This is a genomic window from Streptomyces sp. ME02-8801-2C, assembly GCF_033793965.1.
Classification (GTDB): Bacteria; Actinomycetota; Actinomycetes; order Streptomycetales; family Streptomycetaceae; genus Streptomyces.
The window spans coordinates 566,863-586,073 of sequence record NZ_JARAXP010000001.1 but is presented as its reverse complement, the minus strand read 5'-3'; the positions used below and the strand labels follow the sequence as shown (position 1 = coordinate 586,073).

Here is a 19,211-nt window from a genome sequence, read left to right as displayed (position 1 = left end):
AGACAGGCGGACACCCCCGGGACCGCGTCCTCATGGCTATATGACGAAACCACCGCACTCCTTACGCCCGCTTTACCCCCCTTACTTCCGCCGTGTCCTCCAGGAGCCCCCATGCCAGATCTCGCCGCGGAACTGATCGGCGCCGGCGCCACTCTCGTCGCCCTCGCCCTGCTGACCCTGGCCAGCGTCCGCAGCATCAGCCGCAGGTAGAGGGGTGCCCTCCGGCGACCGTGCGTGTGAAGCTTGGGCGGGGGTCTGAGACCCTGTTCAAGCCAAGTCAACGGATGGAAGGACGGTCGTGCACATCGTCATCATGGGCTGCGGCAGAGTGGGCTCCGCTCTCGCGCAGACCCTGGAGCAACAGGGGCACACGGTCGCGGTGATCGACCAGGACCCCACCGCCTTCCGACGACTGGGCTCCGGGTTCGGCGGCCGTCGCGTCACCGGGGTCGGCTTCGACCAGGACACCCTGCGCGAGGCGGGCATCGAGGAGGCGGGCGCATTCGCCGCCGTCTCCAGCGGTGACAACTCGAACATCATCGCGGCCCGGGTGGCCCGCGAGATGTTCGGCATCGAGAACGTCGCGGCCCGTATCTACGACCCCCGCCGCGCCGAGGTCTACCAGCGCCTGGGCATCCCGACGGTCGCCACCGTCCGCTGGACGGCCGACCAGATGCTGCGTCGCCTGCTGCCGTCCGGCGCGGAGCCGCTGTGGCGGGATCCCACCGGGGGCGTCCAGCTCGCCGAGGTGCACGCGTCGTCGGCCTGGGTGGGCCACAAGATCAGCAGGATGCAGGACGAGACCGGCGTGCGCGTCGCCTTCCTCACCCGCTTGGGCGAGGCGGTACTGCCCACCTCGCAGACGGTGCTCCAGGAGGGTGACCTGGTGCACGTGATGATGCGTACGGACGACGTCGAAAAGGTCGAGGCGTCCTTCGCCGAGGGCCCTGAAGAGGAGGCCGGTCACTGATGAGGGTCGCCATTGCCGGTGCCGGTGCCGTGGGCCGCTCGATCGCGGGCGAGCTGCTGGAGAACGGGCACGAGATCCTGCTGATCGACAAGGCCCCCACGGCCATCTCGGTCGAACGCGTACCCCAGGCGGAGTGGCTGCTCGCCGACGCCTGCGAGATCACGTCACTGGACGAGGCCGCGCTGCAGCGCTGCAACGTAGTGATCGCCGCGACGGGCGACGACAAGGTGAACCTGGTCGTCTCCCTGCTCGCGAAGACGGAGTACGGCGTTCCGCGCGTCGTCGCTCGCGTGAACAACCCCAAGAACGAGTGGCTGTTCAACGAGTCCTGGGGCGTGGACGTGGCGGTCTCCACCCCGCGTCTGATGTCGGCCCTGGTCGAGGAGGCGGTGAGCGTAGGCGACCTGGTACGCCTGCTCCGCTTCAGCCACGGCGACGCCAACCTCGTCGAACTGACCCTCCCCCCGGAGTCGGCGCTGGCCGGTACCCGGGTCGGCGACGTGGAGTGGCCGGAGGACACGTCCCTGGTGACGATCATCCGCGGCACCCGGGTGCTGACCCCGTCCCGGGAGGACTCCCTGGAAGCAGGCGACGAACTCCTGTTCGTAGCCGCCCAGGCCAGGGAGGAACAGCTGGAAGACCTCTTGTCGGTCCGCAAGGAAGAAGCCCCGAGCTGACTCTCAGCCCGTCCGGCGTTTGAGGACGAGCGCGTGCAGCGCGAAAGGGGGGGTCTGGGGGCACAGCCCCCAGAAGGGATGGAACGGGTAGGGGCGGCGGGGGCGAAAATCCCCGACGCCCACCCCCACACACCGCCCTACTCGGAAGAAGAAGCCGCAGCCTTCCGCTGCTCCTCCGCCCGCTCCTCCGCCTCCATCTCCGCGAACACATCGATCGGCGCCGGCGCCTTCGCCAGGAACACCCAGGTGAGCCACACGGCCAGCAGGAACGGCGGGATCTTCAACGCCACCAGCACCCACCCGAGCGACGCCGTGTCCGCCCACCAGTACAGCGGGAACAGAATCGCGCACTTGGCGAGCAGAATCAGCCCCCACGCCCAACTGGCCTTCGCGTAGGCCTTCTTGCGCCCCGGATTACGCGTGCGCCAGGAGAGGTTCTCCTTGAAGACCGGGCCGAGGATCACCCCGAGCAACGGCACCCCGAACAACGTCGTGATGATGTACAGCAGCGCCAGCCCCAGCGTGTAGAGCATGCCGGGCAGATAGAAGTCCTTGGCGTTGCCCGTCATCATCGCGAAGACGACACCGAAGGCCACGCCGAAGACACCGCTGAAGGCGTGCTTGACGGTGTCCTTCATGACGAGGCGCACCACGACCAGCAGCACCGAGACACCGAGAGCCGCGATGGCCGACGAGTGCAGGTCCTTGTTGATCGTGTAGATCGTGACGAAGAGCAGCCCCGGCAGGACCGTCTCGATCATGCCCCGCAGACCGCCGAACGCCTCGAAGAGCGCGGCCTCGGTCACCGCCCTGGAATCGTGCTGGGCGTCTTCGGTCGGCTTGTCGAGCGACGTCACCGGCTACTCCCGTCCGAGAGGTCTCAGTTCGTATTTCGGATTGAACAGCACACGCCTGCCCCGGCTCATCGAGATCCGCCCCGACGCGATCAGCTTGCGCCCCGGCTCTATCCCGACGATGGAACGTCTGCCGAGCCACACCACGTCCAGCGCGGCCGAGCCGTCGAAGAGCTCGGCCTCCAGGGCCGGAACCCCCGCTCTCGGCCGTAGCGTGACCGTGCGCAAGGTACCAGTAACCGTCACTATCTGTCGGTCGTGGCAGTCACCGATGCGCGTACAGCCGGCGATCACGGTGTCCTCGCGCAACTCCTCGGACTCCAGGTCCTCCTGTGACGAGGACAGCCGGTCGAGCATGCGCCGAAACCGGCCCACCGGCTTCTCGGAACGAGGAACAGCACTCATAACTGAAGCGTACCGGCGCCCACCGACACCGACGTACCCGCTACCTCTCGAACCGATACCCCATCCCGGGTTCGGTGATGAAGTGCTTCGGGTGCGAGGGATCCGCCTCCAGCTTGCGCCGCAGCTGTGCCATGTACACGCGTAGATAGTTGGTCTCCGTGCCGTACGACGGCCCCCAGACCTCCTGGAGCAGCTGTTTCTGGCTGACCAGCCGTCCCGTGTTGCGCACGAGCACCTCCAGCAGATGCCACTCCGTGGGAGTCAGCCGTACGTCACGCCCCCCGCGGTGGACCTTTTTCGCGGCCAGGTCGACGGTGAACCCGTCGGTCTCCACCAGGACGTCGTCCTCACCGCTCCCGACGGGCTCGGCCCGGCGGACGGCCGCCCGCAGCCGGGCCAGCAGTTCGTCCATGCCGAAGGGCTTGGTGACGTAGTCGTCGGCGCCCGCGTCGAGCGCCTCGACCTTCTCGTCGGACGAGTGCCGGGCGGAGAGCACCAGGATGGGCACCCGGGTCCAGCCCCGGAGTCCCTTGATCACCTCGACGCCGTCCATGTCGGGCAGTCCGAGGTCGAGCACGACCACATCGGGGTGCCGGGCGGCGGCGAGTTCGAGGGCGGTGGCGCCGTCGGGGGCCGCGTCGACCTCGTACTTGCGCGCCCTGAGGTTGATCACGAGGGCGCGCACGATCTGCGGCTCGTCCTCGACCACCAGCACCCGGGTCATGACACCTGCCTCTCCGACTCCGCCAAAACCGCGGCCACCGCCGACTCCGCCGACACCTCTGTTCCCGCCGCCCCGGCCGCTGCCTCGGTCGCACGCACCGTGAGCACCATGCTCAGCCCGCCCCCTGGCGTGTCCTCGGCACGCAGGGTGCCGCCCATCGCCTCGGCGAACCCCCGGGCGACCGCGAGCCCCAGTCCCACCCCGGCCCCGCGCGGAGCGTCACCGTATCGCTGGAACGGCTCGAAAATGCGGTCCTTCGCCTCGTCCGGCACGCCCGGCCCACGGTCCACCACCCGCACCTCCACCCGCTCGGCGATGGCGCTGGCGGCCACCAGAACCGTCCGCCCGTCGGGGCTGTACTTGACGGCGTTCTCGACCAGGTTGGCCACCGACCGCTCCAGCAGCCCCGGGTCGACGGCGACCATCGGCAGGGTCTCCGGGATGTCCAGCTCGACACGGTCCTCGGGTACGCCTCCCAGCGCCATCGGCACGACCTCGTCGAGGTCGATCTCCCTGATCAGCGGGGTGACGGTGCCGGTCTGGAGCCGGGACATGTCCAGCAGGTTGCCCACGAGGTGGTCGAGCCGGTCGGCGCCGTCCTCGATGCCGGCCAGCAGTTCGGCCTGATCCTCCTCGGACCACGCCACGTCGTCCGACCGCAGCGACGAGACGGCCGCCTTGATCCCGGCCAGCGGTGTACGCAGGTCATGGCTGACGGCGGCGAGCAGCGCCGTGCGGATGCGGTTGCCCTCGGCGAGGGCGCGGGCCTGGTCCGCCTGGGACTGGAGGCGTCGGCGGTCCAGCACCACGGCCGCCTGGGCGGCGAACGCGGCCAGCACACGCCGGTCGGCGGCCGGCAGTACCCGGCCGGAGAGCGCGAGGGCCATGTGGTCGCCGACGGGCATGTCCACATCGGCGTCCTCCGGCCGCTCCACGGCCTGCCGGGTGCCGACGCTGCCCGCGCAGGTCCAGGGGTCGACATCGCTCGCCCGCTCCAGCAGCGCCACCGACTCCATGCCGAATGTCTCCCGAACCCGGTCCAGAAGGGCCTCCAGGCTGGTCTCACCGCGCAGAACGCTCCCCGCGAGGAAGGAGAGGATCTCCGACTCGGCCCGCAGCCGGGCCGCCTGGTGTGTACGCCGGGCCGCCAGGTCCACCACGGACGCCACCGACAGGGCGACCCCGAAGAAGATCACCAGGGCGACGATGTTCTTCGGGTTGGCGATGGTCAGCCGGTGGTACGGCGGCGTGTAGTAGTAGTTCAGCAGCAGCGAGCCGAAGGCCGCCGAGGCGAGGGCCGGGTAGAGGCCGCCGAGCAGGGCCGCCGCCACCGTGAGCGCCAGGAACAGCAGCATGTCGTTGGCGAGACCGAGGTCCACGGCGTTCAGCAGCAGCGCGAGGAACAGCGGGCCGGCCACGCCGACCAGCCAGCCGGAGATGATCCGCGCCCGCCCGAGCCGCGCTCCCCGGGCGACGGGCAGCCCTCGTCCCTTGCCGGCCTCGTCGTGGGTGATCAGGTGGACATCGAGGTCGGGCCCCGAGTCCCGGGCCACGGTCGCGCCGACCCCGGGTCCGAAGACGTACTGCCAGGTCTTGCGCCGGGAGACGCCCAGCACGATCTGCGTGGCGTTCACGCCCCGCGCGAAGTCCAGGAGGGCCACCGGGACGTCGTCCCCGACCACATGGTGAAACGTTCCTCCGAGGTCCTCGACCAGCGTGCGCTGGAGGGCCAGCTCCTTCGGCGAGGCGTTCGTCAGCCCGTCGCTGCGGGCGACGTAGACAGCCATGACCTCGCCGCCCGCGCCCTTCTCCGCGAGCCGCGCGGCCCGCCGGATCAACGTACGGCCCTCGGGGCCGCCGGTCAGCCCGACGACGATCCGCTCGCGCGAGCCCCAGATCCTGGAGACCTGGTGCTCGCTGCGGTACTCGGTCAGGTACTCGTCGACCCGGTCCGCCACCCAGAGCAGCGCCAGCTCCCGCAGAGCGGTCAGGTTCCCCGGTCGGAAGTAGTTGGCGAGAGCCGCATCGACCTTGTCCGACTTGTAGATGTTGCCGTGGGCCATCCGCCGCCGGAGCGCCTGCGGGGACATGTCGACGAGCTCGATCTGATCAGCGCGCCGGACCACCTCGTCGGGGACGGTCTCCTGTTGACGTACACCAGTGATCGACTCAACCACATCACCCAACGACTCAAGATGTTGAATGTTGACCGTCGATATCACGTCAATACCCGCCGCCAGCAGCTCCTCCACGTCCTGCCAGCGCTTGGTGTTGCGCGAGCCGGGGATGTTGGTGTGCGGCAGTTCGTCCACCAGGGCGATCTGCGGCCGGCGGGCGAGCACGGCGTCCACGTCCATCTCGGTGAAGACGGTTCCGCGGTAGGGCAGCTCCTGGCGCGGGATCTCCTCGAGCCCGTGCAGCATCACTTCCGTACGCGGCCTGCTGTGGTGCTCCACGAACGCGACCACACAGTCCGTGCCCCGCTCCACACGGCGGTGCGCCTCGGACAGCATCGCGTACGTCTTGCCGACGCCCGGTGCCGCACCGAGGTATATCCGAAGCTTGCCGCGACCCATGGCCTCATTGTCTTCCCGTGTCCACTGCTCACGCAGCGTCGACCCTACGTCCAACAATGTTGACAAAAGGGACGGCAGACAGGCCGGAGCACGTCTTTGACGCAACCCTGACGCACCGACGAACGCACCGCGCCCCATTCCGGGGCGAAGCCCGGAATGGGGCGCGGGGCTGTATCTGATCTGCGGCTCCGCCGCGGGGCGCGACCAGCCCCCACCTGGCCGGCGCCAGACAACCGACCTATCGAACCTCTGTGATCTCCGGCCCCCGCTGCAGCTGGCCCATGCCACCGCCGAAGCGCGAACCCTGCTCCTCCTGCTGGACACCCTCGGGCACCATCTGCGCGTCGTTCGGCAGCTTGAGGACGATCGGGTCGCGCGGAGCCATCGGCCCCTCGCCACGGACGACGACCGTGTCCCGGAAGATCTGCTCCAGCAGACCCGCGGCCTGCGGCTGCACGGCGCCCTGCCCGGAGATGACACCCCGCAGGAACCACCGCGGACCGTCCACACCGACGAACCGCACGACCTGGAAGCCGCCCGTGCCGTCCGGCAGCTGCACCGGCACCTGCGCCCGCAGCTCCCAGCCCAGCGGCCCCTCGACCTCGTCGACGATGCCACCCTGCTGGGTGATGCCGCCGGCGATCTCCTCGCGCACCTCGCCCCAGATGCCCTCGCGTTTGGGCGCGGCGAAGGCCTGGAGCTGCACGGCGCTGTCGCGCAGCACTACGGTCGCCGCGACGATCGCGTCACCCGCGACCTCGACCCGCAGCTCCATGCCGTCGACCCCGGGCACGAACAGTCCGCCCAGGTCCACCCGGCCCTCGCCGGGCTCGCGCACCTCGGTGTCGTCCCAGGGCCCGTCGGGACGCGGTTCCGGCTCCAGCCGGACGCGCGCACGCGAACCCGCTGCTTCGTCCGCCTCAGTGTCGACGCTGTCGACGACCTGCTCGGCCTCGCCGGCCGCGTCCTCGGCGGCACCCTTCTTCTTGCGACGTCCGAACACGTCACTGTCCTTCCCGGTCGGATACGACCGAAGCGTATCGATTCCCACCCGTTGTGCCGCCCACTGCGGCCTGACCGCTGTGACCGCTCGCACCGCCCACCGCCGCGTGACCGCCGGTGGAGCCGAAGCCCCCGTCGGCCCGCACCGAGCCGGGAAGTTCCGCGACCTCCCGGAAGCGGACCTTCTCGACCTGCTGGACGACCAGTTGGGCAATCCTGTCGAAGCGCTCGAATCGCACGGGTTCGTGCGGGTCGAGATTCACCACGATCACCTTGATCTCCCCACGGTACCCGGCATCAACCGTCCCCGGGGCATTCACCAGAGCGACACCGCAACGGGCGGCGAGCCCGGACCGGGGGTGCACGAAGGCCGCGTACCCCTCCGGGAGCGCGACAGACACGCCCGTGGGCAGAACAGTCCGTTCGCCGGGCGCCAGTTCGCACCCCTGCGTGGTCCGCAGATCGGCCCCGGCGTCGCCCGGCTGCGCATACGCCGGAAGCGGTACGTCCGGATCGACGCGGCGGATGAGGACGTCCAGAGGCTCCCGGCCCATGGGTGCGGTGCTCACGGGTTCACCTCGAATGCGCGGGCGCGCCGGACCTGGTCCGGGTCGCTCATGGCCGCCTGAATCTCCTCCGGGCTGCCGTTCTCGATGAAGTGGTCGACCTTGACCTCGATGAAGAGGGCGTCGGCGCGCACCGCGACGGGCCCGTCGGGGCCGCCGATGCGTCCGACGGCGGTCGAGTAGATCTTCCGCCGGGCCACCGCCGTGACCTCGGCCTCCAGATGCAGCAGGGTGCCGAGGGGCACGGGCCGGACGAACTCGGTCTCCAGCCGCCCGGTCACCGCGATGGTCCGCAGCAGCCAGTTCAGCGAGCCGAGGGTCTCGTCGAGCGCGCTGGCGAGCACGCCGCCGTGGGCAAGGCCGGGAGCGCCCTGGTGTGCGGCCCGGACGGTGAACTCGGCGGTGACCGTGACCCCGTCTCCGGCCCGCGCGGCCAGGTGCAGGCCGTGCGCCTGCTCACCGCCACATCCGAAACACTGTTCGTAGTGGGCACCGAGGAGCTCGCCCGGCGCGGGCGCGTCCGGGTGCCGCACGGGCGCCACGGCGTCGGCGGGAGGCTGCAGAGCTGCGGAAGGACCACTCACAGCCGCAGACCTTACCCGCGAGTCGGCCGTCGACCGACACCATGCCAAGCTTGGCTCCATGCAGCCTTCCGCCTCCCCCTACGAAGAACGCCTCACGGCCCCCCGTTCCTGGTGGCTGATCTCGTTCCTGGTCGGCGTCTCCTTCGCCCTGATCCTGCTCCCGTTCGGCACGCTGCCCCTGCTCGGCGGCCTGGTGGGCGGCACGGCGGTGGCCGCGGTGGCGGCGAGTTCGTACGGCTCGATCCGGATCCGGGTCGTGGGCGACGCGTTGATCGCGGGCGAGGCGAAGATCCCGGTGGCGGCCCTGGGCGAGGCGGAGATCCTGGGCCCGGAGGAGGCGCGCGCGTGGCGGACGTACAAGGCGGACACCCGTGCCTTCATGCTGCTGCGCGCCTACATCCCCACGGCGCTGCGCGTCCAGGTCACGGACCCCGAGGACCCGACCCCGTACCTGTATCTGTCGACGCGGGAGCCCGAACAGCTGGTGGCGGCGCTGGAGTCTGCGCGGGCGGCTGTCGCGCGCGACGCGGGCTGAGCGGTCCCGGACTGCGGCTCGGGCGGCGGCTGGACGCCTCGGCAAATTCTTCTTCCGTGGCGGGCAAAAGACTTCCCCGCCCGCCACGTGGGCACACCACGGTCACCCGCGTCGCCCCGCGGGCGCCTACTTCCCGAGTTCCTTCGGCCCGTTCCCGATGTCCAGCGCGTCGGCGGGCGGCTTGAGCGCGGGCAGTTCCGGGAGCTGGTCCCAGGGGATCTGGAACGTGCGCAGGTCCTTGCGGATGCGGTCCGCGAGCTTTCTGGTGTCGCGCCGGTTCATGACCGCGCCGACCGCGGCGCCCACCATGAACGGCATCAGGTTGGGCAGGTCCCGGACCATCCGCTTCATGATCTGCTGGCGCAGTTCGCGCTTCATCTGGCCCCCGAGGGCCGAGTTGATCGTCGACGGCTTCGTCACGTCGATCCCGCGCTCACCCGACCACGAGTTCAGATACGCGGTGCTGCGCTGCTTCAGGTTGCCCGGTGGCCGTGCGCCGTAGACCTCGTGCAGTTCGGCGATCAGCTTCAGCTCGATCGCGGCCACGCCGGTGATCTCGGCGGCCAGCTCGGTCGGCATGGCCGGTGGCACCGGCATCATCGCCGCGGCCCCGATGCCCGCCCCGACGGTCGCCGTAGCACTCGCGGCCCCCGCGACGAGTTTGTCCGCGAGCTGCTCGGGCCCGAGGCCCGGGAACTGCCGGCGGAGGGTGGCGAGGTCGCGTACGGGGATACGCGGGGCGATATCGATGACCCGGTCGGTGAGGTGGGCGAGACCCGCCCTGGCCCGGCTGCCGCCCTTACGGACGCCTTCCCTGGCCTTCTGCCGGATCGCCGCCGTCCGTCGCCCCGCGACGGGGACGGAAGGCACGGCCGGCACCGGGAGGTCGTCCCCGTGATCGGCCGGCCCGGCGGCCGGTTCGAGCGAGGCCGATCCGGGATCGGATGAGCCTCGCTCGTGGTCCGCTGCCCGCGAGGGCAGACGGCGCTTCCAAGGAGGGGTCGAGCCAGTCACGGCCGACCCTGCCTCAGTCGCAGTCGCGGCAGATCGGCTGACCGTTCTTCTCGCGGGCCAGCTGGCTGCGGTGGTGCACCAGGAAGCAGGTCATGCAGGTGAACTCGTCCTGCTGCTTGGGCAGCACCCGGACGGCCAACTCCTCGTTCGAGAGGTCCGCTCCGGGCAGCTCGAGGCCCTCGGCGGCCTCGAACTCGTCGACGTCCACGGAGGAAGTCGACTTGTCGTTCCTCCTGGCCTTCAGTTCTTCAAGACTGTCCGAGTCGACGTCGTCGTCGGTCTTGCGTGGGGTGTCGTAATCCGTTGCCATGTCGCGCTCTCCCCCTCTGGGTGTCTGCGGTGTCTCAGCGCAGGTAACGCGTGAGAGGCCGGACTTGTGCCCGACCTGAGGCGGAGATTTTGCCTCACATCAAGGTCTGTTACTCAATCGACACCCAACCGACCCCCTCAGGAGAGATCGGCGTGGATGGCGATCGGGACCGTACACGGTCCCTTTGCCACACTTCAAAGGCCCCCACCGTGTACTTCCCGTGATCAAGACCCCCGAAAACCCGGATTTACCGGGGCTTACGGTGATCTGCATGATCACGGAGAGTGGATGGGCCCACATTCGCCCTTGTGATCGATCGCACACGAAGTCGCCGGGAGGGTACCCCGGAAATTCCGCGCAAAGCGAACATCCTCGCGTGTCGGCGACATGATCTCAGATCGGCAGGGCGACTCGCATCACGAGCCCACCCCCCTCACGCGGCTGGGCCGAAATGTGACCGCCGTGAGCGCGCGCCACAGAGCGTGCGATCGACAGGCCGAGGCCCACACCCTTGTCACTGCCCGTTCGTTCCGTACGCAGCCGCCTGAAGGGCTCGAAGAGGTTGTCGATCTCGTACGCCGGGACCACCGGACCCGTGTTTGAGACGACCAGCACCGCCTGCCCGTGCTGGAGCACGGTGTTCACCTCGACCCAGCCGCCCTCCGGCACGTTGTACCGCACCGCGTTCTGGACGAGGTTCAGCGCGATCCGCTCCAGCAGTACGCCGTTGCCCTGGAGGACCGCGGGATCGCGCTTCCCCCGGAACTCGACCCCCTTGGCCTCGGCCTCGGCATGCGTCTGGTCGACGGCCTGCGAGGCGACCTCGGCGAGGTCGACCGGTTTGCGCTCGATGATCTGGTTGTCGCTGCGGGCGAGCAGCAGCAGCCCCTCGACGAGCTGCTCACTGCGCTCGTTGGTGGCCAGCAGTGTCTTGCCGAGCTGCTGGAGCTCCGCCGGCGCCCCCGGATCGGACAGGTGCACTTCGAGGAGCGTGCGATTGATCGCGAGCGGTGTTCTCAGCTCGTGCGAGGCGTTGCCGACGAACCGCTGTTGCGCGGTGAACGCCCGCTGGAGGCGCTCCAGCATGTCGTCCAGAGTGTCCGCCAGCTCCTTCAGCTCGTCGTCGGGGCCGTCCAGGTCGATCCGGCGCGACAGGTCCGAGCCGGCCACCGCACGGGCGGTGCGGGTGATCCGGCCGAGCGGCGTCAGGACCCGGCCGGCCATGGCGTAACCGAAGGCGAAGGCGATCACGGCGAGGCCCAGGAGCGTGAGCAGCGAGCGGCTGAGCAGATCGTCCAGGGCGTGCTGCCGCAGGGCGTCGTTACAGGCCTTGAGCGCGGCGTTGCGCTGGTCGTCGTTGTTCGCGGCGTTCAGCACCGGGCACGTGTCACTGGTGATGCTGATACCGCTGCCGGAGATCTGGAAGGACTGGTTGCTGCCCCCGCGGATGGCCTGGGCGGCCAGCAGATAGATGATCGACAGCAGCAGGATGCCGGCGATCAGGAACATGCCGCCGTAGAGCAGCGTGAGCCGTATGCGAATGGTCGGGCGCAGCCAGGGCAGCGGCAGCTGCTGCGGCTTCCTCGGATCCCAGGTGGGCTTCGGAGGCGCCTTCGGGGGAGCGGGTGTCGTGGCCATCGACATCAGATCCGGTAGCCGGAACCCGGCACGGTGACGATCACAGGAGGCTCGCCCAGCTTGCGGCGCAGGGTCATCACGGTCACCCGTACGACATTGGTGAAGGGGTCGGTGTTCTCGTCCCAGGCCTTCTCGAGGAGCTGTTCGGCGGAGACGACCGCGCCCTCGCTGCGCAGCAGCACCTCCAGGACGGCGAACTCCTTGGGAGCCAGCTGGACCTCCTTACCGTCGCGGAAGACCTCGCGACGATTCGGGTCGAGCTTGATCCCGGCACGCTCCAGGACGGGCGGCAGGGGCAGGCTCGTACGGCGGCCGAGGGCACGCACACGTGCCGTCAGCTCGCTGAAGGCGAAGGGTTTGGGGAGGTAGTCGTCCGCGCCGATCTCCAGCCCCTCGACCCGGTCGCTGACGTCTCCGGAGGCGGTGAGCATCAGCACGCGCGTGGGCATGCCGAGTTCGACGATCTTGCGGCAGACGTCGTCGCCGTGCACGAGCGGGAGGTCCCGGTCGAGGACGACCACGTCGTAGTCGTTGACGCCGATGCGCTCCAGGGCCGCCGCACCGTCGTACACGACGTCGACGGCCATGGCCTCCCGGCGCAGTCCGGTGGCCACCGCATCGGCGAGCAGTTGCTCGTCCTCGACGACGAGTACGCGCACGTCGTTGGTCCTTCCTCGGGTTCGCCCGCGAGCCGGGACGGCACGTTGGCGGAAACTGTTCGTGTGGTCAGGCCACCATCCTGCCGCTTTCGCCCGTAAACCGGTTGTAAGAGGCCCCGGCGACGGAGGCGGGAAGAATTCTCGGCGGGTTGAGGTTTCCCTCGGACGGAGCGGGGGGAGGACGGTTTTACACCCCGCGATCACGCTCTGCGTGTGCCATGACACCTAGTGGTACGCCGATCCGCTTCCGCAGAGCGGGCGTGGGTGTCCGGCACCGTCGCCGCCCAGCAGGGCAGCGCTGGGCACCCAGTTGGAGACGTGATCGCCCCTTCCGAACGGCACACCCCCGTGCCATCGACCCACGACCCAGGACGAGGGGGCGCAGCATGGACGCATTCACCGCAGGACTTCTGCAGCGCATAAGGGCGACCGAGACCGACCTGACGCGGGCTCGAGACGACGGCGACGACTTCCTCGTCGAGGTGGAACAGGCCGAGCTCGACGACCTGCGCCGCCTCGCCGCCGAACACGGTGTGGAGGTCGGCGCGGCAAGCGTCTGATCAGCCCGCAAAAAAGAAAAAGGGGACCCCGGCATCGATCCAGTGCCGGGGCTTCCCCCTTTTTTGGTTCGCTCAGTCGTGCCAGGCTCCGAAGTCCTCCAGGAGGTGTTGGAGGGGTTCGAAGACGCCCGGGGTGCCAGCGACCGTCAGGTCGCGTGAGGGGCGCTCTCCGGGGCGTCCACCGGTCAGCGCACCCGCCTCACGCGCGATCAGGTCGCCCGCGGCGACGTCCCACGCGTTGAGGCCCCGCTCGTAGTAGCCGTCCAGGCGGCCCGCCGCCACATCGCACAGGTCGACCGCCGCCGAGCCGCCTCGTCGGATGTCGCGCAACAGCGGGATCAGCCGCCGGGCCACCTCGGCCTGGTGGGCCTTGACCTCGGCGACATAGTTGAAGCCCGTCGACACCAGGGCCTGGTCCAGGGGCGGGGCCGGGCGGACGGCGAGCCGGCGCTCGCCCTCCCACGCGCCGCTGGCCCACGCTCCCCCGCCGAGCACCGCGTGGTACGTCTCACCGCGCATCGGCGCCGCGACCACGCCGACGATCCGCTCGCCGTCCCGCTCGGCCGCGATGGAGACGGACCAAGTAGGCAGCCCGTAAAGGTAGTTGACCGTGCCGTCGAGCGGGTCGACGACCCAGCGGATACCGCTGCTGCCCTCGCTCGCCGCACCCTCCTCGCCGAGGAAGCCGTCGTCCGGGCGATGGCTGGAGATCACGTCGGTGATCAGCTTCTCCGCCGCGATGTCCATCTCGGTGACGACGTCGATGGGGCTGGACTTGGTGGCGGCGACCGTGAGATCGGCCGGCCGGCCGTCCCGCAGCAGCTCACCGGCCCGGCGGGCCGCCTCCTGGGCGAGCCGGAGGAGTTCGGGCAGCAGGGGGTCGCTCACAGGAGTCCTCACGCGTACGGGCTGTCGGCGCCCGCGGCGGCGGGCCTGGGGGCACGGGATGGGCAGCAGCCCACGGGGCAGAGGTCCCGGGTCGCGCCGAGCGCGCCCAGGGCGCACGGCGTGATCTCCTGCCCGCTCTCGGTGGCGGCACGCTCCAGGACGAGTTCGCGGATCGCGGCGGCGAAGCGCGGGTCGGCTCCCACGGTCGCGGAGCGGCGCATGGGCAGGCCCAGTTCGGCCGCCTTCGCCCTGGCCTCCGTGTCGAGGTCGTACAGGACCTCCATGTGGTCCGACACGAACCCGATCGGCGCGATCACGACCGCCGGCACAGCGGCGCCGTGCAGCTCCTCGAGGTGGTCGCAGATGTCGGGCTCCAGCCACGGGATGTGCGGGGCTCCGGAACGCGACTGGTAGACGAGCCGCCAGGGATGGTCGACACCGGTCCGCTCGCGCACGGCGTCCGCGATCAGCCGCGCGGTGTCCAGGTGCTGCTTCACGTACGCCCCGCCGTCGCCGTGGTCCTCGACCGGCCCTGAGGTGTCGGCGGACGCGGTCGGGATGGAGTGGGTCGAGAAGGCGAGGTGCGCCCCGGTCCTGACGTCCTCGGGGAGCTCGGCGAGGGAGGTGAGCACGCCCTCGATCATGGGCTCCAGGAAGCCGGGGTGGTTGAAGTAGTGCCGCAGCTTGTCGACCTCGGGCAGGTCGAGGCCCTCGTTCTCCAGGACGGCCAGGGAGTCCGCGAGGTTCTCGCGGTACTGGCGGCAGCCCGAGTACGAGGCATACGCGCTGGTGGCGAGGACAAGGATGCGGCGTCTGCCGTCCTGGACCATCTCGCGCAGCGTGTCGGTCAGGTACGGGGCCCAGTTGCGGTTGCCCCAGTAGACGGGCAGGTCGAGACCGTGGTCCGCGAAGTCCTTGCGCAGGGCGTCCAGGAGGGCGCGGTTCTGGTCGTTGATCGGGCTGACCCCGCCGAACAGGAAGTAGTGCTGTCCGACTTCCTTGAGGCGTTCCTTGGGGATGCCCCGCCCACGGGTCACGTTCTCGAGGAACGGGACCACGTCGTCCGGGCCCTCGGGGCCGCCGAAGGAGAGCAGGAGCAGGGCGTCGTAGGGGGTGGCGTCGAGCGCATCTGGCATGGTTCCGATCCTGCCACCCCCCTCTGACAGCCGGGATCCCGGCCTGCCCCCGCGGGTGCGTCGGGTTCACCTGGTCAGTAAGCTGTATCGGCCTACTGCACGCCTTACTCGCGTGTCAGACACTTCTCACCGGATCGACCGGAGACCGCAGTGCCCAGCCCCTACCGCGCCCTGTTCGCCGCCCCCGGCTCCAAGGGCTTCACCGCCGCGGGGCTGCTCGGCCGGATGCCGATGTCGATGATGGGCATCGGTGTGGTCACGATGATCTCCCAGCTCACCGGCCGCTACGGGCTCGCGGGCGCCCTCGCCGCGACCATCGCTCTCGCCGCCGCGTCGGCGGGCCCGCAGATATCGCGTCTGGTCGACCAGTACGGGCAGCGCCGCGTGCTGCGCCCCGCGACACTCTGCGCGCTGCTCGCTTCGGCGGGGCTGCTGCTCGCGGCGCACTTCGCGTGGCCGGACTGGGTGCTGTTCGTGTGCAGCGCCGGCATCGGCTGTGTCCCGAGCGTCGGCGCGATGACCCGGGCACGCTGGGCGGCCCTCTACCGGGACACTCCGCGACTGCACACCGCGTACTCCTTCGAGTCCGTGATGGACGAGGTCTGCTTCATCTTCGGGCCGATCATCTCGATCGGACTGTCCACGGCGTGGTTCCCGGAGGCGGGTCCGCTGCTCGCCGCCTGTTTTCTGGCGGTCGGCGTCTTCTGGCTGACGTCCCAGCGCGGGACCGAGCCGAAGGCGCATCCCCGCGCGCGGGACAGGAGCGGTTCGGCGTTGCGCTCCCCCGGTCTCCAGGTCCTGGTGACCACTTTCGCGGCGACCGGGGCGATCTTCGGCGCCGTCGACGTGGTCACCGTCGCCTTCGCCGAGGAACGGGGTCACAAGGGCGCCGCGAGCGTCGTGCTGGCCCTTTACGCGGCGGGCTCCTGCGTCGCGGGAGCCGTGTTCGGGCTGCTGCACCTGTCGGGAGCCCCGGAACGCCGATGGCTACTGGGCATATGTGCGATGGCCGTGAGTATGATCCCGTTCCTACTGGTCGGAAACTTGCCGTTTCTGGCCGTGGCGCTGTTCGTTGCGGGTCTGTCCATCGCTCCCACGATGATCACGACGATGTCCCTCATCGAGCAGCACGTACCACGCGCGCAACTGACCGAAGGCATGACCTGGGTGAGCACCGGGCTCGCGGTCGGTGTCGCGCTCGGCTCCTCCGTGTCCGGCTGGGTGATCGACGCCGCCGGTGCGAGCGCCGGGTACGGGGTTCCGGTGGCGTCCGGGGCCGTCGCGGTCGCGGTCGGTTTCCTCGGGTACCGCCGGCTGAAGAGACCGGCTCCGCGTCGGGGAGGCACCGTTGAGCAGCACAGTGAGCGGCAAGAGCGGCACGTGGCGTAACTGGGCGGGCAACGTCGTCGCCCGGCCCGTCCGGGAGGTCACGCCCGCTTCCGTGGAGGAACTGTCCGCGGCCGTGCGGGCGGCAGCCGCCGAGGGCCTCAGGGTGAAGGCCGTCGGCACCGGGCACTCCTTCACCGCGGCCGCGGCCACCGACGGGGTGCTGATCCGCCCTCAACTGTTGACCGGCATCCGCAATATTGACCGCGACAACATGACGGTCACGGTCGAGGCGGGAACCCCCCTCAAGAGACTCAACAGGGCTCTCGCGCGTGAGGGCCTGTCGCTCACGAACATGGGCGACATCATGGAGCAGACGGTCTCGGGGGCCACGAGCACGGGCACGCACGGCACCGGCCGCGAGTCGGGTTCGATCGCCGCCCAGATCAGGGGGCTCGAGCTGGTGACGGCGGACGGTTCGGTGCTCGTCTGCTCCGAGAAGGAGAACCCGGAGGTCTTCGCGGCGGCCCGCGTGGGCATCGGCGCCCTCGGGATCATCACCGCGATCACGTTCGCCGTGGAGCCCCTCTTCCTGCTCACCGCCCGCGAGGAGCCGATGAGTTTCGACAAGGTCACCAGCACCTTCGACGAACTCTGGGCGGAGAACGAGCACTTCGAGTTCTACTGGTTCCCGCACACCGGCAACACCAACACCAAGCGCAACAACCGCAGCGCGGGGCCAGAGAAGCCGGTCAGCCCGATCAGCGGCTGGATCGAGGACGAGTTCCTCTCCAACGGCGTCTTCCAGGTGGCCCAGTTGGTCGGCCGCACGGTACCCGCCACGATCCCGACGATCGCCCAGATCTCCAGCAAGGCCCTGTCCGCGCGGACCTACACCGACATCCCGTACAAGGTCTACACATCGCCTCGCCGGGTGCGCTTCGTGGAGATGGAGTACGCCGTTCCGCGCGAGGCCCTGGTGGAGACGCTGCGCGAACTCAAGGCGATGGTCGACCGGTCGGACATGCGGATCAGCTTCCCCGTGGAGGTGCGTACGGCCCCCGCGGACGACATCGCGCTCTCGACGGCCTCGGGCCGCGACAGCGCCTATGTCGCGGTCCACATGTTCCGCGGGACGCCCTACCAGGCGTACTTCACCGCGGCCGAGCGCATCTTCACGGCGCACGAGGGACGCCCGCACTGGGGCAAGGTGCACACACGGGACGCGGAGTACTTCGCCGGTGTCTACCCCCGCTTCGGGGAGTTCACCGCACTGCGGGACAAGCTCGACCCTCAACGCCTGTTCCAAAATGACTACTTGCGGCGGGTTCTCGGCGCCTAGCGAAGCAATTGGTTCCGTTTCCGACGTTTACGCGAACTGCGCTGCGTCCGAGGTCACGGAACCGGCGGGAGAACGGCCAACTCGCACTCCCCGGCAGGAATTGGGTGGCGTGCCAATCCACGCACGTGGCCCAAATGGAGTACTGTTGCGAGCCCTGGGTCCGGTCTCCCGCCTGGGCGTCCGGGGCCTTCCAGGATCGCCAAGAGGGGGCTCGTTGCACAGGGTGACGGAGTTTGTCACTTAGCGTTGCGAATAGATAACCGTGGCATAACGGCGATCTCGGGCCCCTGCCCGACACGCCGGGCAACTCGGCAAGGTTGTGGCAGGCTGCACCCGGGCAGGCCACACTCGACTAGCGGAAGCAGCGACGCACGTGACGTCGGCAGGCACCACCCGGGAGGTCCCCATGCCCGAACTGCGTGTCGTGGCCGTCTCTAACGACGGCACACGGCTGGTGCTGAAGGCTGCGGACAGCACGGAGTACACGCTTCCGATCGATGAGCGTCTGCGCGCCGCCGTTCGCGGCGACCGTCCCCGCCTCGGCCAGATCGAGATCGAGGTGGAGAGTCATCTCCGCCCCCGCGACATCCAGGCACGTATACGTGCCGGCGCGTCCGCGGAAGAAGTGGCGCAGCTCGCCGGGATTCCGGTCGACCGCGTGCGTCGCTTCGAGGGCCCCGTGCTGGCCGAGCGAGCCTTCATGGCCGAGCGGGCCCGGAAGACTCCGGTCCGTCGGCCCGGCGAGAACGCCGGTCCTCAGCTCGGCGAGGCCGTGCAGGAGCGGCTGTTGATCCGTGGCGCCGAGAAGGACACCGTCCAGTGGGACTCCTGGCGCCGCGACGACGGCACCTGGGAAGTCCTGCTGGTCTACCTGGTGGCCGGCGAACCCCACTCGGCGAGCTGGACGTACGACCCGCCCCGGCGGCTCGTACAGGCTGTCGACGACGAGGCCCGCTCGCTGATCGGCGAGTCGGACGACCTCGCGGCGCCCGAGCCCAGTTTCCCGTTCGTACCGCGTATCGCCCGGCTGCCGCGCGACCGCCCGCTGGACCGTCCGGTCCCGCCCGCGCCGTCGGCAGAGCTGTCCGAGGAAGGCGTGAGCGCGAGCGAACGTGACTCGCTGACGAGCCTTCTGGAAGCGGTACCGAGTTTCCGCGGCGACATGGTCGTGCCGGAACGCGCCACCTCCACGGAAGCCCCGGAGGACCCGGTACCCGAGACCGAGGTGGAGGAGCCTCCGGCTCCCGCGGCCTCGGCCGGTTCCGCGTACGCGGACGTGCTCATGCCCCGTTCGGTCGGCGCCCACCGCGACCGGCTGGTCGGCGCCACCGACCGCCAGGCCGAGGCGGACGGTGTCCGTCCCGGCCGTAGAGCGGCGGTACCGAGCTGGGACGAGATCGTGTTCGGCACGCGCCGGAAGAACAAGGAGTAGCTCCGCCGGTCAG

Annotated in this window: 20 protein-coding genes; 7 read left to right on the top strand and 13 right to left on the bottom strand. The window is 69.8% G+C overall.

Annotation, left to right across the window (positions count from 1 at the left end):
• Nucleotides 1-298: 298 nt before the first annotated feature.
• Both PV396_RS02600 and PV396_RS02595 read left to right on the top strand, forming a co-directional pair.
• Nucleotides 299-970, top strand: coding sequence for a potassium channel family protein (locus PV396_RS02600; protein ID WP_319199920.1), 672 nt, complete (start codon nucleotides 299-301; stop codon nucleotides 968-970).
• Nucleotides 970-1,647, top strand: a complete 678-nt coding sequence (locus PV396_RS02595) for a TrkA family potassium uptake protein (protein ID WP_319199919.1) — start codon at nucleotides 970-972, stop codon at nucleotides 1,645-1,647. Before PV396_RS02600 ends, PV396_RS02595 begins: the two co-directional genes overlap by 1 nt.
• A gap of 137 nt (nucleotides 1,648-1,784) precedes the next feature.
• Here the strand turns inward: PV396_RS02595 and PV396_RS02590 are convergent, their stop codons facing one another.
• The 7 genes from PV396_RS02590 to PV396_RS02560 all read right to left on the bottom strand — a co-directional run bounded on the left by PV396_RS02590 (nucleotide 1,785) and on the right by PV396_RS02560 (nucleotide 8,358).
• The gene (locus PV396_RS02590; RefSeq protein ID WP_319199918.1) at nucleotides 1,785-2,504 is read right to left on the bottom strand and encodes a DUF3159 domain-containing protein; all 720 of its coding nucleotides are present in this window, start codon (nucleotides 2,502-2,504) and stop codon (nucleotides 1,785-1,787) included.
• A 3-nt stretch (nucleotides 2,505-2,507) separates the two neighbouring features.
• Nucleotides 2,508-2,906 (bottom strand): OB-fold nucleic acid binding domain-containing protein, encoded by a 399-nt coding sequence (locus PV396_RS02585; protein ID WP_319199917.1) that lies wholly within the window; start codon nucleotides 2,904-2,906, stop codon nucleotides 2,508-2,510.
• A 40-nt stretch (nucleotides 2,907-2,946) separates the two neighbouring features.
• Complete coding sequence (locus PV396_RS02580) at nucleotides 2,947-3,630, bottom strand: response regulator (RefSeq protein WP_319199916.1); 684 nt, start codon at nucleotides 3,628-3,630, stop codon at nucleotides 2,947-2,949.
• Entirely contained in the window at nucleotides 3,627-6,206 is a 2,580-nt protein-coding gene (locus tag PV396_RS02575) for a sensor histidine kinase KdpD (RefSeq protein ID WP_319199915.1), read from the bottom strand. Before PV396_RS02575 ends, PV396_RS02580 begins: the two co-directional genes overlap by 4 nt.
• Before the next feature lie 238 nt (nucleotides 6,207-6,444).
• Nucleotides 6,445-7,209 carry a DUF3710 domain-containing protein gene (locus PV396_RS02570; protein WP_319199914.1) on the bottom strand — a complete coding sequence of 255 codons (765 nt, stop codon included), beginning with the start codon at nucleotides 7,207-7,209 and terminating at the stop codon, nucleotides 6,445-6,447.
• Between the two features lies 1 nt (nucleotide 7,210).
• Nucleotides 7,211-7,762 (bottom strand): dUTP diphosphatase, encoded by a 552-nt coding sequence (dut, locus tag PV396_RS02565; protein ID WP_319200629.1) that lies wholly within the window; start codon nucleotides 7,760-7,762, stop codon nucleotides 7,211-7,213.
• An 11-nt stretch (nucleotides 7,763-7,773) separates the two neighbouring features.
• A complete protein-coding gene (locus PV396_RS02560) occupies nucleotides 7,774-8,358 on the bottom strand; it encodes a PaaI family thioesterase (RefSeq protein WP_319199913.1) in 585 nt (194 codons plus the stop codon).
• Nucleotides 8,359-8,416: 58 nt separating this feature from the next.
• Here PV396_RS02560 and PV396_RS02555 point away from each other — a divergent pair, with 58 nt between their 5' ends.
• On the top strand, nucleotides 8,417-8,893 hold the full coding sequence (locus PV396_RS02555) for a DUF3093 domain-containing protein (protein ID WP_319199912.1): 477 nt from the start codon (nucleotides 8,417-8,419) through the stop codon (nucleotides 8,891-8,893).
• A gap of 126 nt (nucleotides 8,894-9,019) precedes the next feature.
• Here the strand turns inward: PV396_RS02555 and PV396_RS02550 are convergent, their stop codons facing one another.
• The 4 genes from PV396_RS02550 to PV396_RS02535 all read right to left on the bottom strand — a co-directional run bounded on the left by PV396_RS02550 (nucleotide 9,020) and on the right by PV396_RS02535 (nucleotide 12,514).
• Nucleotides 9,020-9,907, bottom strand: a complete 888-nt coding sequence (locus PV396_RS02550) for a hypothetical protein (RefSeq protein WP_319199911.1) — start codon at nucleotides 9,905-9,907, stop codon at nucleotides 9,020-9,022.
• 13 nt (nucleotides 9,908-9,920) lie between these two features.
• Nucleotides 9,921-10,217: a DUF4193 domain-containing protein gene (locus tag PV396_RS02545; RefSeq protein ID WP_006380512.1), complete on the bottom strand. Its 297-nt coding sequence runs from the start codon at nucleotides 10,215-10,217 to the stop codon at nucleotides 9,921-9,923.
• A gap of 393 nt (nucleotides 10,218-10,610) precedes the next feature.
• Entirely contained in the window at nucleotides 10,611-11,855 is a 1,245-nt protein-coding gene (locus tag PV396_RS02540) for a HAMP domain-containing sensor histidine kinase (protein ID WP_319199910.1), read from the bottom strand.
• A gap of 5 nt (nucleotides 11,856-11,860) precedes the next feature.
• Nucleotides 11,861-12,514, bottom strand: coding sequence for a response regulator transcription factor (locus tag PV396_RS02535; protein ID WP_006380516.1), 654 nt, complete (start codon nucleotides 12,512-12,514; stop codon nucleotides 11,861-11,863).
• Nucleotides 12,515-12,900: 386 nt separating this feature from the next.
• Here PV396_RS02535 and PV396_RS02530 point away from each other — a divergent pair, with 386 nt between their 5' ends.
• Nucleotides 12,901-13,074 (top strand): hypothetical protein, encoded by a 174-nt coding sequence (locus PV396_RS02530; protein ID WP_199834879.1) that lies wholly within the window; start codon nucleotides 12,901-12,903, stop codon nucleotides 13,072-13,074.
• A 72-nt stretch (nucleotides 13,075-13,146) separates the two neighbouring features.
• Here PV396_RS02530 and PV396_RS02525 read toward each other — a convergent pair whose 3' ends face one another.
• Nucleotides 13,147-13,962, bottom strand: coding sequence for an inositol monophosphatase family protein (locus PV396_RS02525; protein WP_319199909.1), 816 nt, complete (start codon nucleotides 13,960-13,962; stop codon nucleotides 13,147-13,149).
• Nucleotides 13,963-13,970: 8 nt separating this feature from the next.
• A complete protein-coding gene (locus PV396_RS02520) occupies nucleotides 13,971-15,098 on the bottom strand; it encodes a ferrochelatase (RefSeq protein ID WP_319199908.1) in 1,128 nt (375 codons plus the stop codon).
• A gap of 150 nt (nucleotides 15,099-15,248) precedes the next feature.
• Between PV396_RS02520 and PV396_RS02515 the strand changes: the two genes are divergently transcribed.
• The 3 genes from PV396_RS02515 (at nucleotide 15,249) to sepH (ending at nucleotide 19,198) form a co-directional block, all read left to right on the top strand.
• On the top strand, nucleotides 15,249-16,487 hold the full coding sequence (locus PV396_RS02515; protein WP_319199907.1) for an MFS transporter: 1,239 nt from the start codon (nucleotides 15,249-15,251) through the stop codon (nucleotides 16,485-16,487).
• Nucleotides 16,447-17,766: a D-arabinono-1,4-lactone oxidase gene (locus tag PV396_RS02510; protein ID WP_319199906.1), complete on the top strand. Its 1,320-nt coding sequence runs from the start codon at nucleotides 16,447-16,449 to the stop codon at nucleotides 17,764-17,766. Before PV396_RS02515 ends, PV396_RS02510 begins: the two co-directional genes overlap by 41 nt.
• A 406-nt stretch (nucleotides 17,767-18,172) precedes the next feature.
• Entirely contained in the window at nucleotides 18,173-19,198 is a 1,026-nt protein-coding gene (gene sepH / locus PV396_RS02505; RefSeq protein WP_319199905.1) for a septation protein SepH, read from the top strand.
• The last annotated feature ends 13 nt before the right edge of the window (nucleotides 19,199-19,211 follow it).

Bases quoted from the DNA above. Each gene is read 5' to 3' on its own strand.
- sepH (WP_319199905.1), top strand. From the start codon at position 18,173: ATGCCCGAACTGCGTGTCGTGGCCGTCTCTAACGACGGCACACGGCTG.
- PV396_RS02595 (WP_319199919.1), top strand. From the start codon at position 970: ATGAGGGTCGCCATTGCCGGTGCCGGTGCCGTGGGCCGCTCGATCGCG.
- PV396_RS02580 (WP_319199916.1), bottom strand. From the start codon at position 3,630: ATGACCCGGGTGCTGGTGGTCGAGGACGAGCCGCAGATCGTGCGCGCC.
- PV396_RS02575 (WP_319199915.1), bottom strand. From the start codon at position 6,206: ATGGGTCGCGGCAAGCTTCGGATATACCTCGGTGCGGCACCGGGCGTC.
- PV396_RS02585 (WP_319199917.1), bottom strand. From the start codon at position 2,906: ATGAGTGCTGTTCCTCGTTCCGAGAAGCCGGTGGGCCGGTTTCGGCGC.
- PV396_RS02530 (WP_199834879.1), top strand. From the start codon at position 12,901: ATGGACGCATTCACCGCAGGACTTCTGCAGCGCATAAGGGCGACCGAG.
- dut (WP_319200629.1), bottom strand. From the start codon at position 7,762: ATGGGCCGGGAGCCTCTGGACGTCCTCATCCGCCGCGTCGATCCGGAC.
- PV396_RS02540 (WP_319199910.1), bottom strand. From the start codon at position 11,855: ATGGCCACGACACCCGCTCCCCCGAAGGCGCCTCCGAAGCCCACCTGG.
- PV396_RS02555 (WP_319199912.1), top strand. From the start codon at position 8,417: ATGCAGCCTTCCGCCTCCCCCTACGAAGAACGCCTCACGGCCCCCCGT.
- PV396_RS02545 (WP_006380512.1), bottom strand. From the start codon at position 10,217: ATGGCAACGGATTACGACACCCCACGCAAGACCGACGACGACGTCGAC.
- PV396_RS02520 (WP_319199908.1), bottom strand. From the start codon at position 15,098: ATGCCAGATGCGCTCGACGCCACCCCCTACGACGCCCTGCTCCTGCTC.